The sequence below is a fragment of the Ramlibacter sp. genome, from assembly GCF_035627355.1.
Taxonomy (GTDB): domain Bacteria; phylum Pseudomonadota; class Gammaproteobacteria; order Burkholderiales; family Burkholderiaceae_C; genus Ramlibacter.
In genome coordinates, this window is the sequence record NZ_DASPLW010000012.1 from 1 (window position 1) to 16,597 (window position 16,597).

Here is a 16,597-nt window from a genome sequence, read left to right on the forward strand (position 1 = left end):
TACAGCTGATCGTCGCCGTCACCGCCCAGCAGCAGGTCCGCACCGCCGTAGCCCGCCAGAGTGTCGTGGTCCGCCTCGCCCAGCAGCGTGTCATCCCCCGCCGCTCCGTACAGGTAGTCGTTGCCCGCACCACCGTGCAGCTCGTCGCCCAACGGATCCTCGTTCTCGGCGAACCACGCCTCGGCCTGGCTGTCGTAGCTGCCCGAATAGATCGTGTCGCCGTCGTCCCCGCCGTACGCCGTGTCGCTGCCGTGGCCGGTGTAGATCGTGTCGCTGCCGGCACCGCCCTCCAGCAGGTCATCGCCCGCGCCGCCGTACAGCAGGTCATTGCCCAGCCCGCCCAGCAGGTGGTCGTTGCCCGTGTCGCCGTTGAGCGTGTCGTTGCCGCCCAGCCCGTCCAGCGTGTCGTCGCCACCGAACGCGTACGCCAGGTCCGCCAGCTCGCTCAGTTGCGGCGTGCTGTTCGTGTCCGCCCCGATCGTGCCGGACTTGACCAGGAACGTGCCCTCGTTGAACACCAGCGGGCTCAGGTTCAGCGCCGCATCCGCGTTGTCCACCAGGTTGCCGTCGAACACCAGCTTCAGGTCGCCCGCGTCCACCGCGAAGTCCCGGTTGCGGTCGGCAAACAGGATCGTGCGGTTGCTGCCCGCGTCGTACGTCACCCACAGCTCGTAGAAGCGCTGGTCGCTCGCATCCGCGCCCGCCTCGGCCATGCTCTGGCCACTGGTGGCGGTGAACCCCTCCAGCGCCCGCCCGCGCCAGACCACCGGGATGGCACCACCGCCGTTCGTGAAGCCGCTGTGCAGCCGGTCGCCCTCGGCCGCATTGAAGTCCGTGATGCGGTAGGGCGAGGACACCGGCGAGTAGCCGGCGTGCCCCAGCATCGACGTGACCCCCGGCACGAAGAGGTGGAACAGGTCCGCACCCAGCCCGCCGGTCATCACCAGCGCGTCGCCCCCCCCGTAGAACAAGTCATCGCCGGCCCCGCCGTCCAGCGTGTCCACCGCGCCCGCGCCCGAATTCCCCCACAGCGCATCGTTGCCCTCGCCGCCCTCCAGCACGTCGGAGCCAGTGCCCCCTTCCAGCCTGTCATGCCCCGCGCCGCCTTGCAGCACGTCGTCGCCATCCCCGCCGTACAGCTGATCGTCGCCGTCACCGCCCAGCAGCAGGTCCGCACCGCCGTAGCCCGCCAGAGTGTCGTGGTCCGCCTCGCCCAGCAGCGTGTCATCCCCCGCCGCTCCGTACAGGTAGTCGTTGCCCGCACCGCCCTCGAGCCGGTTGGTAGTCCCCTCGTCGGAACCTGCCTGCACTGTCGTGTCGTTTCCGGCAGCGTCAAGGTGGTCGTTCCCAGTACCACCGATCAGCGTGTCGGAGCCGCTTCCGCCAAACAGCTGATCATCACCGTCACCGCCGGACAGGCTGTCGTTGCCGCTGCCGCCATACAAGGCGTCGGCGCCCAGGCCGCCGTCCATGGTGTCGTTGCCGCCGAGCGCATAGGCCTGGTTGGGCGCATCGGCATTGACCCCTGGCGTGCCGGCGCCGAAGAACTCGTCGGCTGCGGTGCCGCGCCAGGCGACGAACGTGTCCGTGAAATCGCTCGCCGTGAGCGTGCGCTTGCCGTCGGCCGAGGTCAGCAGTCGGATGAAGATGTCCACCTCGCTGAACTGCCCGTCGTCGTTGCCGTCGGCCCAGAGCTCGATCCATTCCTGGCCCGCTCCGTCCGAGGCCAGGCGCCACAGCACGTCGACGAAGCCATCGCCCGCGTTCGAACCCGGACGCACACCCAGGTTGCCGTTGGTGGGGGATTCGGCATCCGTCCGGTACTCGGTCGCAAACGGCAGCAGCACCAGCGGCCGGCCGTTCTGGCCGTTGATGCCGGGCAGGTCGATCTTGTCGCCCTCGCTGAAGTCGGTGATCGTGTCCGCCGTGGTTTGCGACGACTCGGTGCGCGGGCTGCCGAAGCCGAACCGGAAGATGTCGTTGCCGGCCCCGCCGGTCAAGGTGTCCGCATCCATGCCGCCGACGATCGTGTCGCTGCCGTCGCCGCCGTCGATGACGTCGTTGCCTTCCCCGCCCTCCAGGTCATCCGAGTCCGCGCCGCCGTGGAGCGTGTCGTTGCCCGACTGTCCGGCGAGCGTGTCGTTGCCAAGCCCGCCCGTGAGCACGTCGTTGCCGAGTCCGCCGGCGAGGTGGTCGGACCCGGCGCCGCCGTCCAGCGTGTCCGCCCCGTCACCGCCCTCGAGGGTGTCGGCGTCGCCGCCGCCCACCAGGCTGTCGTCGCCCGCACCGCCGATCATGCGCATGGCGTGAGTCGGTCCCGATAGCGTGGTGCTGACCGCGCTGCCGTCCACCAGCAGGCGGCTGCCGGCGGCCTGCGAGGATGCATCGAAGAGCAGTGAACCATCGGCGCCGGTGAAAAGGCCGTCGTGCAGCTGCAGGCTCACGACGCCTGCGCCGATGCGGAAGTTCTCCACCCCCGTCACCGTGGTGGCGCCGAACACCACGGAACTGCCCGCCAGCGCCAGCGTGTCGTACCCCGAGCCACCATCGATCGAATCGCTGCTGTCCAGCGCGCTGCCGGCCACGATGAGGTCGTTCCCCACCCCGGCGTTCACCGCGTCGCTGCCGCCGGCCGCTACGTCGAAGTAGTCACCAGCGGCGTCCCCCACGAGGTTGTCATTGCCGCTCGCCCCCTTGTGGAACACCGAACCGTTGGCGAACGTGATGCTGGACGACGTGAGGGCCGCGTAGGCGGCACCCTGCAGCAGCATGAACTGGCCGCCAAAGCCCACCAGCAGATCCGCACCGGAGGCCTGGAACTGCAAATCGGCCGCCGTATAGGCCGTATTGGAGACGGCCAGTGTGTCGGTGGCCGGGTTGAACGGCTGCGTGGTGCTGGCTGCAAACGTGATGACGGCCATGGTGCCCTCCGATGGTTGCGTGGATGAAGAGCTTCAAGAGCCCGGCCGTCCTTGCCAGTCGCCCAGACCCTGATCAGCCCCCTCGTGTCATTGCCTCCGAGCCGGCGCACTCGAGAATTGCTTTTCCGCCCGGTACTGCTACTGCCCGATCCTTCTTCCAGCATTTCGTCCTGCTTCCAGTCAGTTCCCCTCGCCGCAGGTGCGTCGCAATCGGCACCGCCTCGCGAGCCTAGCGCTCCAACCGAACAGCCTGATCCATCCACCGCATCGCGGCCTCCACCTGCGGCTCGTCGCCGGCGGTCAGCAGCTCCAGGCGCAGGCGCGAAAGCAGGACGTTGTTGGACGCCTGCAGCAGCTCGCGTTGCTGGCGCGCCAGCCGCTGCGCGGCCAGCGCGATGTCCACGCGGCTGCGCACGCCGGCGTCGAAAGAGCGCTCGGCCGAGCGCAGCGCAGTGGATGCGGACGCGACGGCCTGCTCCAGCGCACGCAGCCGGGCCAGGCTCTCGATCACGCCGCGATGCTCCTGGCGCACGCGCGAGTCCAGCTCGTCGCGCGCGACCTGCAGCAGGTGGTTGGCGCGCTCGGCTTCGGCCACCGCCTGCCGCACCTGTGACGACACGGCGCCGCCCGAATAGATGGGCACGTTCAACTGCAGCCCGAACGAGGTGTTGTCGAAGCGGGAATCGATGCGCGTGACGTTCTCGCTGCCGCTGCGCGAGCGCTGCAGCAGCAGGTCCAGCGTCGGCTTGTGGCCGGCCTCGGCCTTGGCGATGTCCTCGCGCGCGGCATCCGCCTGCGCCTGCAGCATGCGGATCTCGGCGCTGGCCTGCCGGGCGCGCGCCTGCCAAGCGGCCAACGGCTCATCGGCCTTGCCCCACACCGCTTCGGGACGCAGCCGAACCGGCTCCAGCTGCGCCGACCGCCCACCCAGCAGCACCTGCAGCTGCTGCGCAGCCGACGCCCGGGCCTGCACGGCCTCGACCTGGTCGGCCAGAGCGGAATCGAGCTGCGCCTGCACTTCGTCGATGTCGGTCCGGGTGCCCGCGCCCGCCTCGAACGAGCGCCGCGCGGCGGCCAGTTGCAGTTCGAGCGCCTTCACCAGCTCACCGGCAAAGCGCACCTGCCCTTCGGCCAGCACCACCTCGAAATAGGCGCTGCCCACCTTGGCGCCGAAGGCCGGGAACTCCGCCTCCAGCTGGGCGCGCGCCGCCTGCTCGCCATGGCGCGCGGCCTTCAGCGCCGCCCATTGCGCCGGCCGGTACAGCGGCTGGCGCAAGGTCAGGGTCTGGTTCTCGCTCATGTAGCGGTCGCGGCTGGTGACCGGGCCCAGGAACCCCGGGTTGGTGCTCTCCAGGTCGTTCTTCAGCCGGGCCGCCGTGAGCGTGACTTGCGGCCGCAGTTGCGACAGGGCCTGCGGCACCTGCTCCTGGCCGGCGCGCCAGGCCGCCTCGGCCGCCTGCAGCCGGGCCTCCTGCGGGCGTGCCTGGCGGAACAGCTCGGCCAGACCCATTCGCCCCGGCTCGGTCGGGGCCGGCGCCGGGGCAGCCGACGTCGGGGGCGCCGCAGTTGGGGTTGCGACCTGTGCCCATGCGCCGTTCGCGAACACCGAAGCGAACGCCACTGCGCGCAGCCCGCGCAGCACCGGTCGCGACAGGAAGCGATGCGCGGTCATTCTTCCGTCATCGACGCGGCCACGCGCTTGGTCAGCGGATGCAGCAGGTACTCGAGCAGGGTGCGCTCGCCGGTGCGGAACACCACCTCCACCGGCATGCCCGGCTGCATCTCGCGCCGGCCCAGCGCCGCCTGCCCTTCCTCGGTAAGCACCACCCGCGCCAGGAAGTAGGTCAGCTGGGTCTGCGCATCGGTCAGCGCGTCGCGCGAGATCGACAGCACCTTGCCCTCGGCCATCAGCTGCGGCGCGTGGGCAAAGGCGCCGAAGCGCACGTCCACCGGCGTGCCGTCGCGCACCCGGTCGATCGCCGTCGGCGGCACGCGCACCTCGATCACCAGCCGCTCGCCGGCCGGCACGATGTCCATGATCTTCTGCGTCGGCGGGATCACGCCGCCGGCCGTCTGGAAGGCCAGGCCCACCACCTGCCCCGCCGCCGGCGCGCGGATCTCGGTGCGCGCCAGTTCGTCGCGCACGGCGTTGATGCGCTCGGCGTCGGCCTGCACCTCGCGTGTCACGTCCGCCAGCTGGCTCTCGACTTCCTTGCGCAGCTCGGCCTCGCGCGCCAGCAGGCGCTGGTTGGTTTCATCGATGGAGCGCAGCAGGCGCGCGTTCGCGCCCGACAGGTCGTTGATCGCCAGGCGCAGGTCGTCCAGTTGCCGCTCCAGTTCGCGCTGGCGGTTGCGCGGCGCATAGCCCTCGGCCACCAGCCCCTTGAGCGACTGCAGTTCGGCGGACAGCGACGCCAGCTGCGAGCGGCGCAGCGGCAGCGCCGCCTCGTTGGCGGCGATCTGCGCGCGGTACGCAGCAATGCCCTGGGCCGCGGCCTGCCGTTCGGCGGCCAGCCCGGCGCGCCGCGTAGCGAGTAGGCCGGCCTGGTTGCTCATATGCATCGCGATCTGCGGGTCGCTCGCGAATTCCTTCAGGGCCTGCGGCCAGGCGATGGTGGCGGCGCCGCTTCGCTCGGCCAGCAGGCGGGTCTGCATGGCCAGCAGGCCGTAGTAGCGCTGGCGCACCGTCTCCAGGTTGGCGCGCGCCAGCCCGGCGTCCAGTTCCATCAGCAGCGCATTGGCGGCGACCACGTCGCCTTCCTTGACATGGACCGCGCGCACCACGCCGCCGGTGGGGTGCTGGACCGCTTTGCGCTTGGTGTCGATGCTCACCTGCCCGGCCGCCGGCACGCCCTCGTCCAGTGGCGCGAGCGCGGCCCAGGCGGTGAAGAGCACCAGCGCGGTGAAGACGATGCCCACGCCCAGCCGGCGGAAGCGCTGGAGTTCGCTGCCGGTGGAAGAGAGCCTCGCGCCCGGGTCGGGAAGAACTGCTGCCATGGTGCTGTGGGGTCGGATTCGAAAGGAAACGGTCAGGCGGCCACGGGTTCGGGCAGAGCGGCCGCTCGTGCCGGCCGCGCCTGGCTGGCGATGCGGCCGCGCGCCAGCGTCACCACCGTGTCGGCCACCTGCAGCACGCCGGGCCGGTGCGAGATCACCAGCACGGCGCAACCGCGGCGCTTGAGCTGCACCAGGGCCTGCAGCAGCGCGACTTCGCCGCTGCTGTCCAGTTGGGCATTGGGTTCGTCCAGCACGATCAGTTCGGGCAAGCCGTACACCGCGCGGGCCAGCGCGATACGCTGCCGTTGGCCGCCGGACAGGAAGTGCCCGCCCGCGCCCACCGGCGTGTCGTAGCCCATGGGCATGCGCTGGATGGTCTCGTGCAGGCCGGCCAGCCGCGCCGCCTCGATCACCTTGCGGCTGTCCGGCTCGGCGAAGCGGGCGATGTTCTCGGCGACGGTGCCGGCGAACAGGTCCACCGATTGCGGCAGGTAGCCGATCGCCTCGCTGGCTGGGCGCTCGCCGAGCTGCCACAGCACCCGGCCTTCGGTCGGCGCGACGATGCCCAGCACGGTGCGAGCCAGCGTGGTCTTGCCGCTGCCCGAGGCGCCCTGCAGCAGCACCAGCTCGCCCTTGTGCAGCGCCAGGTCGATATGCTGCAGCGCCGGCGCGGGCCGGCCGTCGAACGACACGCCGACCTGCTTCAGCCGGATCACCTCGCCGGCAACTGAGGGCGACGCACCCTGGGCCAGGGCTGGGGCGTGCTCGTGGGTCGAGGTCGCCAGCAGCGCTTTCAGTCGCTCGAAGGCCTTGCCGGCGCCCAGCGCCAGCCCCCAGGTCTGGGCCCAGGCGTCCAGCGGCGCCAGCGCCCGGGTGGTCAGCACGTTGCCGGCGATCATGGCTCCCACGGTCAACTCGCCGCGGATCACCAGCCAGGCGCCAACGCCCAGCGACGCCGCCTGCTGCGTGTAGCGCAGCCACTTGCTCCAGCCGGTCCAGCGCGCCTGGCGGGCCTCGACTTCGCCTTCCACGCGCATTGCCTGGCCATGGCGCTCCTGCCACAGCCGGCGCATGCGCGCGCCCATGCCCATGGCGCGGATCACCTCGCCGGCGCGCAGGAAATGCGCCGCGGCGCCGTCGGCACGCTGGCTCGCCTGCTGCGCCTGCTCCACGCGTTGCTGCGAGCCGCGGTGCGACAGCCAGGTGGCTGCGAGCTGCAACGCACCGAACACCAGCGCCGCCATGCCGAGCACCGGGTGCAGCAGGAACAGCACGCCCACGTAGACCGGCACCCAGGGGACGTCCAGTAGCGCCAGGAAGCCGGGTCCGGTGAGGTACTGGCGCACCTGCGTCAGGTCGCCCAGCGACTGGGTGATGCCGGCGGGCCGGCCCTGCAGCCGCTGCCGGTAGGCCGACTGGAACACGGCCGGCGCCAGCCGGGCGTCCAGCGACAGGCCGATGCGAATCAGCAGCCGGGAGCGGAACCAGTCGGCGGCCGCCATCACGCCCAGCAGGAACACCGTGATCAGCGACACGGCCAGCAGCGTCCACTGCGAGCCGCTGATCAGCACGCGGTCGTAGATCTGCAGCATGTACAACGTCGGCACCAGCATCAGCAGGTTGATCACGGCCGCAAAGCCGGTCACCGCCAGCCAGTCCGGCCGGTTCCAGGCCAGCAGGCCGGACCACAGGCGGGCGCCGGCCAGCTTCATGCGCCGCTCCCGCCCGCCGGCTTGCCGCCGGCCAGCGCCGCCAGGACCTGCTGGCGCGGCCCGAACGCCTTGGCCTGGCCGTCCACCAGCAGCAGCAGCTTGTCCGCGGTGTCCAGCAACTGGGTGCGGTGCGTGATGACGACGAAGGTGGTGCCGCTAGCCTTCATCTCGGCCATCGCCTGCTGCAGGGCCTGTTCGCCGGCGGCATCCAGGCTGGAATTGGGCTCGTCCAGCACGACCAGCGCCGGCTGACCATACAGCGCCGCGGCCAGGCCCAGTCGCTGGCGCTCGCCGCCGGAGAGCAGCCGGCTGGCATCGTCGATGGATGTCTCGTAGCCCTGCGGCAGCGCGGCAATGGCCTCGTGCAGCCCCACCCGGCGTGCGGCTTGCTCCACCGCCGCGGGGTCCGCACCTTCGAAGCGGCAGATGTTGTCGGCGATGGTCCCGGGCAGCAGCTGCACGTCCTGCGGCAGGTAGCCGATGTGGCGGCCGACTTCCTCGCGGTCCCAGGCGAACAGGTCGAAGCCATCGAGCCGAACGGCGCCTTGCTGGGCCGGCCACAGGCCCACCAGCATCCTCGCCAGGGTGCTCTTGCCGGCGGCGGAAGGCCCGATCACGGCCAGACTCTCGCCGCGCGCCAGGCGAAAGCTGATGCCCTTGAGGATGGGCGGTCCGGGACGCGGCCCGGGCACGCCAGCCACCAGCGATTCCACGGACAGCTCGCCCTTGGGAGCAGGCAGTGGGAGGCCAACGGGGGTCTCGGGGTACAGCGACAGGAGTTGCTGCAGGCGCTGCCAGGCTTGCCGGGCCGCGGTGACCTGGGTCCACTGGATCAGCACCTGCAGCAGGGGCGCCAGCACGCGGCCGCCCAGGATCGAGGCGACGATCATCATGGCGGGGCCGCCCCACAGGTCGTCGGCCAGCAACAGCCAGCAGCCCAGCCCGAGCAGGCCGGAGCCCACGATGTTCTGTCCCCAGCGGGCCAGCGCCGAGGACGTGCCGGCGCGCTCGGAGGCCTGCGCCTGCAGTGCGAGCGCCTGGGCCTGCCGTTCGATCCAGAGCGCCTCCATCCGGCCGGCCATGCCCATGGAGGCCAGCACCTCGGCGTTGCGCACGGTCTCGTCGGCGCGGCGGCCCGACGCGGCGGCTTCGGCATTGGCCTTGCGCATCACCGGGCCCGTGGCGCGTTCGGTGGCTGTTGCCAGCCCCACCTGCAGCAACGCGCCGGCCATGGCGAACACGCCCAGCCAGGGCGAGATCCAGAACACCGCCAGCAGGAACAGCAGCGACACCGGCGTGTCCAGCAGGCCATGGGCCGCGGGGGAATGGATGAAGCGGCGCACGATGCGCCAGTCCTGCAGCGCCTGGCCATCGCTGCCGGGCTGCTGCATCGGGGCGGCCTGCAGGGCGATGCGGAACAGCCGCGGCGCCAGCGCGTCGTCGAGCGACGCCGCTGCATGCTGCAGCAGCCGGCTGCGCAGCCACTCCAGCAGTTCCATCACCACGAACGCCCCGACCACCAGCAGCGACAGCATCCACAGCGTGGTTGCACTGCGCGAGTTCACCACCCGCCCATAGACCTCCAGCATGTAGATCGCCGGTGCGAGCGCCAGCACGCCAGCCAGCCAGCCGCTGGCCAGCACCGGCCGGCGCCAGGGCGCCAATCCGGCAAGAAGGTCGGAGGACATCGCCGCTGGGTCTTCTGTCGGGCCCGGATGGCGCAGGTGCTGCGGAGAAACCACTTACGGCTGCTTGGTGAAGGCGATCACGCCTGCACCCGTATCCGCGTCGGCGGTGTACATCACGCGCAGCGAGGTCTTGCTCGCGGTCAGGGTGGCGATGCCGGCGAGATTGCGCGTGGTGCCCCCGCAGGTCTCGGCCACGGCCACGTCATACACCGCAATGGCGCCGGCGCTACTGGGCTTGACGGTGCCGGTGTAGGTGCAGCCGGTGCTGGTGGTGCCCGCCGTCAGGGTGCCGGCCGCGTCGATGCTCCAGTCCACCACCACCACGCTGCCGCCGAGGGTGCCGCGCCAGGCGCCGGTGAGGTCACTGGCCTGCGCCGCAGACGAGTAGCTGGGCGTGGTGACCGGCGTCCAGTTCAGGGTGGCCGTTCCGGCGGGGCTGGTCGCGGTGCCCGCGAGGCTGCTGGCCGTGACAGTACCCGCCGCCGTGAGGGCCTGCGCAGCGCCATTCGGAAGCGTGAAATAGACCCCAGTTCCGGAAATGTTGGCAGAGGTGGCGTCCACCGCCGTCCCGGCAAGGGCCACCTTGGCAACGCCGACCACGGCAGCCGCCGACTCCATGGCAACCCACGCGGTCCCGTTGGGCATGATCACCGCCGAGGCGCGGGTGGCGCCATCGGCGGCATTGGTCATGGTGCCGCTCCAGAAGTTCTGCAGGATGGCGGAAGGGTCCACCAGCGGGGTGGTGGTGTCGCCGCCCCCGCCGCCACCGCCGCCGCCCCCGCACGCCACCAGGGCCGCGGCACAAACGGACAGGAGGGAAGCGCGCCGCGCGAATGCTGTGATGCGAATGCTCTTGTTCATGGAATACGACCTGCGGATGCCTGTGATGGATCAGAAGAAGAAGTGGGTGTTGGGGGTCAGCACGACGTCGGGCGCGTACCCGACCACGCTCAGTTCCATGGCGCCGATGGCACCAGGATCGGTGATCACGCCGTTCTCTACGCCGTCGTTGTCGAAGCGGCCGCCGTCCTTGATCTGGAAGTCCAGCCGGATCTTGTTGCCCACCGTGGTGGTGGAGCCACCATAGGGCGCAGAGGCCAGGTTGTGCCAAATGCCATCCGCGTCCTTCTTCCAGTAGCCGTTGACGCCGAGGTTCGCATCCACGAACAGGCTGAACGACTCGGTCTTGCCGAAGCTCGCGACGACCGCGGTGAAGTCGATCAGCCCCAGCGGCATGTCCAGGGCCGCCGGCCTTTCGGCCGGGGGCGCTTCCTGCCGGACGTTCTGGAACTGGGTGGTGGAGCCGGCGTTCACCGAGCCGTCAGCGGTGCTGTCGGCCACCAGCGTGACGAACACGTCCTGGTTGGAGGCGGCGGCGGTGAACGGTGCCGAGATCACCTGGTCCTGCGCCGAATCGACGATACCGTCGTTGTTGCCGTCGCCGGCGAGGCCAACCACACCGTCGATCACCACCGCAGGTGCGTCGTCTTCCTTCATCAGGTTGACCGCCGCCGAGGTCACGCTCTCGACGGTACCGAAACCGTCGGTGTAGGTGACCGTAACCTTGATGGCCTTGCCGCCGTCGGCTGCGACAGGCGTGTACGTCGCGTTGGTGGCACCGACGATCTCGGCGTCGTCGAGGTACCACTGGTAGCTGAGCGTTCCCAGTCCGTCCAGGTCGGCCAGCGAGCTGGCGTCGGCGGTCATCGGCATCCCGGCGACCCGGGCGCCCTGGGCGAGCACGGCACCGGTGGCCGCGTCGTTGACGTTGGCCACTGCTGCGGTTTCGGCGGACGTGGCCGATTCGGTGGCGCCGAACCCGTCGGTGTAGGTCACCCGCACCGAAATCGCCTTGTTCACCTGCGCCTGCGTGAGCGCAAGCGTGGCGGCCGTGGCGCCCGCGATGGCCTGGCCGTCGGCCAGCCACTGGTAGCTGAACGCACCCAGGCCGTCTTCGTCGCTGAGCCCGCTGGTCACGGCGGTCAGCAGCGCGCCCTGCGTCGGCGCGCCGTTGATGGCCGGCGAGCCGGACACCGCGTCGTTGACGTTGGCGACCCGGGCCGTGGCAGCGCTGGCGCGACTCTCGGCCTGGCCGAAGCCGTCGGTGTAGCTGGCCTGCACGGTGATGGCCTTGCCGACCTGGGCCTGGGCCAGCACCAGGGTGGCGCCGGTCGCGCCGATGATGGCCTGGCCATCCGCGAACCACTGGTAGCTGACGGGCAGGGCACCCATCCCGTCGAGGTCCTCCAGCGTGTTGGAGGCCGTCAGGGTCTCCCCCTCGGTCGGCGTGCCGCCGATGCTGACCGTGCCGGTCGGCGCGTCGTTGGCATTGGCCACCGGGGTGCCCGCCGCACTGGTGACGGTTTCGACGGTGCTGTGGCCGTCGGTGTAGGTCACGCGCACGCTGATCCCGGTCCCGACTTCGGCCTGCCCGGGCGTGAAGGTCGCCCCAGTGGCGCCGGTGATGACCGCGCCGTCGGACAGCCACTGGTAGCTGAAGCTGCCCAGGCCGTCGGGGTCGGCCAGCGCACTGGTCACGGCCGTGAGGACCTGCCCTTGCTGGGGCGTGCCGCTGATGGTGACCGCGCCCATGGGCGAGTCGTTCACGTTGCCCACGGAACCGGTGCCGGTGCTGGTCACCGCTTCCGCCTGGCCCAGCAAGTCGGTGTAGCTCGCGCGCACCGTCACCTGCTTGCCGACCTCGGCTTCTGTGAGTGTGTAGGTCGTGCCGGTGGCGCCCGCGATCGCGGTGCCGTCGGACAGCCACTGGTAGCTGACCGTTCCCATGCCGTCGGCATCGGCCAGGTCGTTGGACGCGGTCAGTGTCTCGCCCTGGACGTGGCTGCCGGTCACCGTGACGGTGCCGCTCGGTGCGTCATTGGTGTTGGCGACCGTCCCTGCCGGCAGGCTGACGACCGACTCCGGCGTGCCCAGCGCGTCCGTATAGCTGGCACGGACCGTGACCTGCTTGCCGACCTCGGCCTGGGTGAGCGTGAACGTCGCACCCGTGGCGCCAGCGATGTCCGTGCCGTTGGCGAGCCACTGGTAGGTTACCGGGGTCATGCCGTCGGCATCAGCCAGGGTGCTCGAATCGGCGATCAGCGTCTGCCCCTGCACATGGTTGCCGCTGACGGTGACGGCGCCGGTGGGGCCGTCATTCAGGTTGGCCACCACCGCCGACACGGCGCTGGTAAGGCTTTCATCCTGGCCGAAGCCGTCCTTGTAGCTGGCGCGGACGCTGATCGCCTTGCCGACCTCCGCCTGGGTCAGAACGAAAGTCTGGCCGGTCGCGCCGCTGATGGCCGTGCCGCCGGCGAACCACTGATAGCTCGCGGGGCCCAATCCATCGAGATCGGCCAGCGTATGGGATGCCGTGAGCATCTGGCCCTGGGTGAAGGTGCCGGCGATGGTCACGTCTCCGGTGGGCAGGTCATTCGCGTTGGCGACCGCGGCGGTTGCCGCACTGGTGACGGACTCGGCGCCCCCCCACGCATCCGTGTAGCTGACTTTCACGGTCAAGGCCTGGTCGACCTCGGCCTGCGTGGGCGTGAACGTCTGGCTGGTGGCGCCCGCGATCTCGGCGCCGTCGGCGAACCACTGGTAGCTGAACGGGCCCAGGCCGTCCTGGTCCGCCAGCTCAGTGGTCACGGCCGTGAGCACCTGGCCTTGCTGGACCGTGCCGCTGATGGTGACCGCGCCGCTCGCCGGCTGGTTGACGTTGGCGACCTCCGCAGTCGGCGCGCTGATGACCGACTCGGGCGTGCCGAGCTTGTCGGTGAAGCGGGCCTCGACCGTGATCGCCTTGCCCACCTGCGCCTGCGTCAGCGTGAAGCTGGAACCTGTGCCGACCTCGAAGCCGTCTGCCATCCAGTGGTAGGTGACCGAAGGAACGATCCCGCCGTCGTTGTCCAGGTCGGTCAGCAGGCTGGACGCCATCAGCGTCTGGCCTTCGGTGGCGTCCCCCGTGATCGTGACGGTGCCGGTGGCCAGGTTGTTCAGGATGACCGGCGCCGTGGAGGCACTGGTCTTGCTGTGCGTGCCAAAAGCGTCGTTGTAGGTGACACGAACCGAAATGGTGTCGCCCAGTTCGTTGTCGGTCAGCGTGTAGGTGCTGCCGGCGCCAAGGAGTTCGGTTCCGTTGGCCAGCCACTCGTAGGTGAAGCCGGCAGCTCCATCGATGATGCCGTCCGGATCGGCCAGCGTGTTGTCAATGCTCAGCGTCTGGCCCTTGGTGGCGGCGCCCACGATCACAACGGTGCCGATCGTCGAGTCGTCGATGTCCTCCACTGGGTCGACGCCATCCGCCGAACTGGTGGCGCTTTCCGCCGTACCCTGCTGGTCCACGAAGCTCGCCTGCACCGTGATGACTTTGCCCACCTGGGCTTGCGTGAGCACCAGCGTATCGTTGGTGGCGCCCGCAATGGCCTCGCCATCGGCCAGCCACTGGTACTGGATCGTCCCGAAACCATCCTCGTCGGCCAGCGTGTTCGAAGCGGTGAGCGTCTCGCCTTGCGTGTAGGTGCCAGTGACGGTGACCGTTCCGGTCGCCGGATCGTTGACGTTCTGCACGACGGCGGTGGCCGTGCTGGTCACGCTCTCCGCCTTGCCGAAGCCATCGGTGTAGCTGGCCACCACCGTGATGGCCTCGCCGACCTGGGCCTGCGCCAGCACCAGCGTCTCGCCCGTCGCACCCTCGATGGCGACGCCGCCGGCATACCACTGCCAGGACACCGTAGCCAAGCCGTCCGCGTCCGCGAGGTTGTGGGTCGCGGTCAGCGTCTCGCCTTCCGTAGCCGTTCCGGAGATGGTGACGGCGCCGGTCGGGTCGTCGTTCGTGTTGGCGACCGAAGCGGTGGGAAGGCTCTCCCGGGTTTCCTCGTTGCCCAGGACATCGGTGTAGCTGGCCACCACCGTGATGGTCTTGCCGACATGTTCCTGCGCCAGTTCCAGCGTCGATCCGGTGGCGCCAGCGATTGCATCGCCGCCGGCGTACCACTGGTAGGCGATCGTGCCCAGTCCATCCGGATCGGCCAGGTCATTCGACGCGGTCAGCGTCTGGCCCTGGGTCGGTGTGCCCGAGATGGTGACCTCGCCCGTGGGCAGGTTGTTGGCCACGACGAGTGCCGTCGCTGCGCTGGTCTTCGACTCCGGCGTGCCCTGGCCGTCGGTGTAGCTCGCCCGCACGCTGATGGCCTTGCCGACTTCCGCATCGGTCAGCTGGTAGCTGGAGCCGGTGGCGCCGGCGATGGCCGTGCCGTCGGCCAGCCACTGGTAGGTCACGCTGCCCATGCCGTCGTCATCGGTCAGCGTGTGCGTTGCCGTCAGGGTGACGCCGCGCGTTGCAGCGCCCGCGATCATGACGTCGCCCGCGGGCGCATCGTTCACGTTCGCCACGGACGTGGCCGCGCTGGTCAGTGATTCGGCGTTCCCCGCGCCATCCTGCCAGGCAACCCGCACGCTGATGGAACGGCCGGCGTCCGCATCGCCCAACTGGTAGGTGACGTCGGTGGCCCCGTCGATCTCCGTGCCGTCGCGCAGCCACTGGTAGCTGAAGCCAGTGCCCAGGCCATCGCCGTCGCTGATGCCGCTCGTATCGACGCTGAGCACCTGGTCCTCGGTGGCGGTTCCGGTGATGACCGGCTGGCCTTGCGCAGGTGCGTTCTGGGTGATGGTGCCATCGCCCAGCACGAGGCCGGTCAGGGCCAGCTCGCCGTCGGCGTTGAAGGTCCCCTCGTAAGACAGGCTCAGGGAGGTGGCCGCCGGATCGGTCAGCTGGAAGGACAGCGTCAGGATCGTGCCGCCCGGCGCGAGAGGTGTGAGGCTGTAGCCGCCGATCAGCAGGCTGCCCGGCGCATCCGGATCCGGATTTGCGAGCACCGTCCAGCCGGCCGCACCGGCAGCGGGGCCCTGCAGCACCGCCAGGCCCGGGTCGACCGATACCACCAGATCGAAGTTTTCGATCGGCACGCCAGCATCGTCGATCTTCAGTGTCAGCGTCAGGACACCACTGCTCAGGCTGGAAGAGCCTGCAACGATCACATTAGCCATACCACCTCCTCAATGTTCCTTCTCGCTGGCAGTGCGGCCCAGGCCGCCCGCCAGATACTCTATGTTGCTCATCCGTCAAATGCCCCAAAGATCCGTCGGCACGCCCAGTTGCGTGCCCAGGATCTGGAAATAGTTGGGATCAACGTTGTCTAGGTCGGTACTGCCGGCCGGCGCCGACCAGTTGCCGTTGACGTCGCCCTTGAGGATGCCCACCAGGTTCACCACGCCATCGGCCTGCAGGTCCACGGCCGGATTGCTCCAGGCGGCGCTGCTGCGCGTGAGGCCCGAGCTCCCGGTGCCCTCGTTCCAGAGGTCCAGCCTCTCGTTGACGAACAGCCATTCCTGGCCGGGCGCGCTGGCGTCCTTGACGACCATGCGAAGGATGGCCAGCGCATCGGCACTGGTCACCCGGCCGTCCTCGTTGGCGTCGGCAGCGATCACCTGGTAGGGCGACAGCAGCTGCTCGCCCGTGTTCGGGCTCATCCCCACGGCGATCTTCAGCGCCGCCAGCGCATCGGCCGAGTTGACGGCGGTTCCGCTGTCGGAGGTTGCGCGCGCAGCCGACACTTCATAGCTGCCCTGCGGCAGTTGCGCCACCGCGTACTGGCCATCCGGACCCGTGCTCTGGACCGCCAGCCCGACGCTGAAGCCCGGCACGCTTGTCTCTTCCAGCGCCAGGTTGCCGAATTCAATGACGGCATGGGACTCGCCAGGTGCCAGGTTGATCTTCAGCGTGCCGATGTGCAGGGCGCCGGTCACGCCGAGCAGGTCAGTCTTGAAGGCGCCCACGTTCATCGTCGTGGCGTTCTCCGCGTTGGACAACACCGACCAGGTGCCTGCCAGCGCATTCGTGAACGCAATGCTGCTGGCCTGCTGGCTCACCGCCGTGAAATCCAGCGAGGCGCTGGCGGCCACGGGATTGGCCCAGACCTGCACCGTCACGCTGTGGTCGGCGGCGTCGTAGCTGATGTCGCGCAGGTCGTACAGGTCACTACTGGCCGCCTGTGCGGAGACGTCGGTCGCCGAAACACTCACCCCGTCGAGCAGCACATGGCTCTTCCAGTGGTAGGCCATGCCCTGCAACTGCACACCCTCTCCGGGCAGTGGAGCTGTGATCGGCGCGGTTGCGGCGCTGGTCACCGTTTCGGCGTGACTGCCACCGTCCACGTAGCTGGCAGCTACCGTGATCGCCTTGCCGACCTCGGCCTCCGTGAGCGTGTAGGCCGTGCCT

Annotated in this window: 8 protein-coding genes; all 8 read right to left on the bottom strand. The window is 69.9% G+C overall.

The genetic code is table 11. From position 1 onward, the window contains the following. Nucleotides 1–2,921 (bottom strand): calcium-binding protein (locus VEC03_RS04950; RefSeq protein WP_422662649.1); only part of this gene is annotated, 2,921 nt, incomplete at its 3' end. A 229-nt stretch (nucleotides 2,922–3,150) separates the two neighbouring features. Then, entirely contained in the window at nucleotides 3,151–4,431 is a 1,281-nt protein-coding gene (locus tag VEC03_RS04955; protein ID WP_324913137.1) for a TolC family outer membrane protein, read from the bottom strand. A gap of 158 nt (nucleotides 4,432–4,589) precedes the next feature. Next, complete coding sequence (locus VEC03_RS04960) at nucleotides 4,590–5,918, bottom strand: HlyD family type I secretion periplasmic adaptor subunit (protein ID WP_324913138.1); 1,329 nt, start codon at nucleotides 5,916–5,918, stop codon at nucleotides 4,590–4,592. A 32-nt stretch (nucleotides 5,919–5,950) separates the two neighbouring features. Beyond that, entirely contained in the window at nucleotides 5,951–7,630 is a 1,680-nt protein-coding gene (locus tag VEC03_RS04965; RefSeq protein ID WP_324913139.1) for a type I secretion system permease/ATPase, read from the bottom strand. Then, nucleotides 7,627–9,318 (bottom strand): type I secretion system permease/ATPase, encoded by a 1,692-nt coding sequence (locus VEC03_RS04970; RefSeq protein ID WP_324913141.1) that lies wholly within the window; start codon nucleotides 9,316–9,318, stop codon nucleotides 7,627–7,629. The genes VEC03_RS04965 and VEC03_RS04970 overlap by 4 nt, the downstream gene beginning before the upstream one ends. A gap of 54 nt (nucleotides 9,319–9,372) precedes the next feature. Next, nucleotides 9,373–10,179 (bottom strand): hypothetical protein, encoded by an 807-nt coding sequence (locus tag VEC03_RS04975; RefSeq protein WP_324913143.1) that lies wholly within the window; start codon nucleotides 10,177–10,179, stop codon nucleotides 9,373–9,375. Between the two features lie 30 nt (nucleotides 10,180–10,209). Further along, the gene (locus VEC03_RS04980; RefSeq protein WP_324913145.1) at nucleotides 10,210–15,285 is read right to left on the bottom strand and encodes a choice-of-anchor U domain-containing protein; all 5,076 of its coding nucleotides are present in this window, start codon (nucleotides 15,283–15,285) and stop codon (nucleotides 10,210–10,212) included. A 156-nt stretch (nucleotides 15,286–15,441) separates the two neighbouring features. Continuing rightward, the coding region (locus VEC03_RS04985) for a dockerin type I repeat-containing protein (RefSeq protein WP_324913147.1) at nucleotides 15,442–16,597 on the bottom strand (1,156 nt) is incomplete at its 5' end.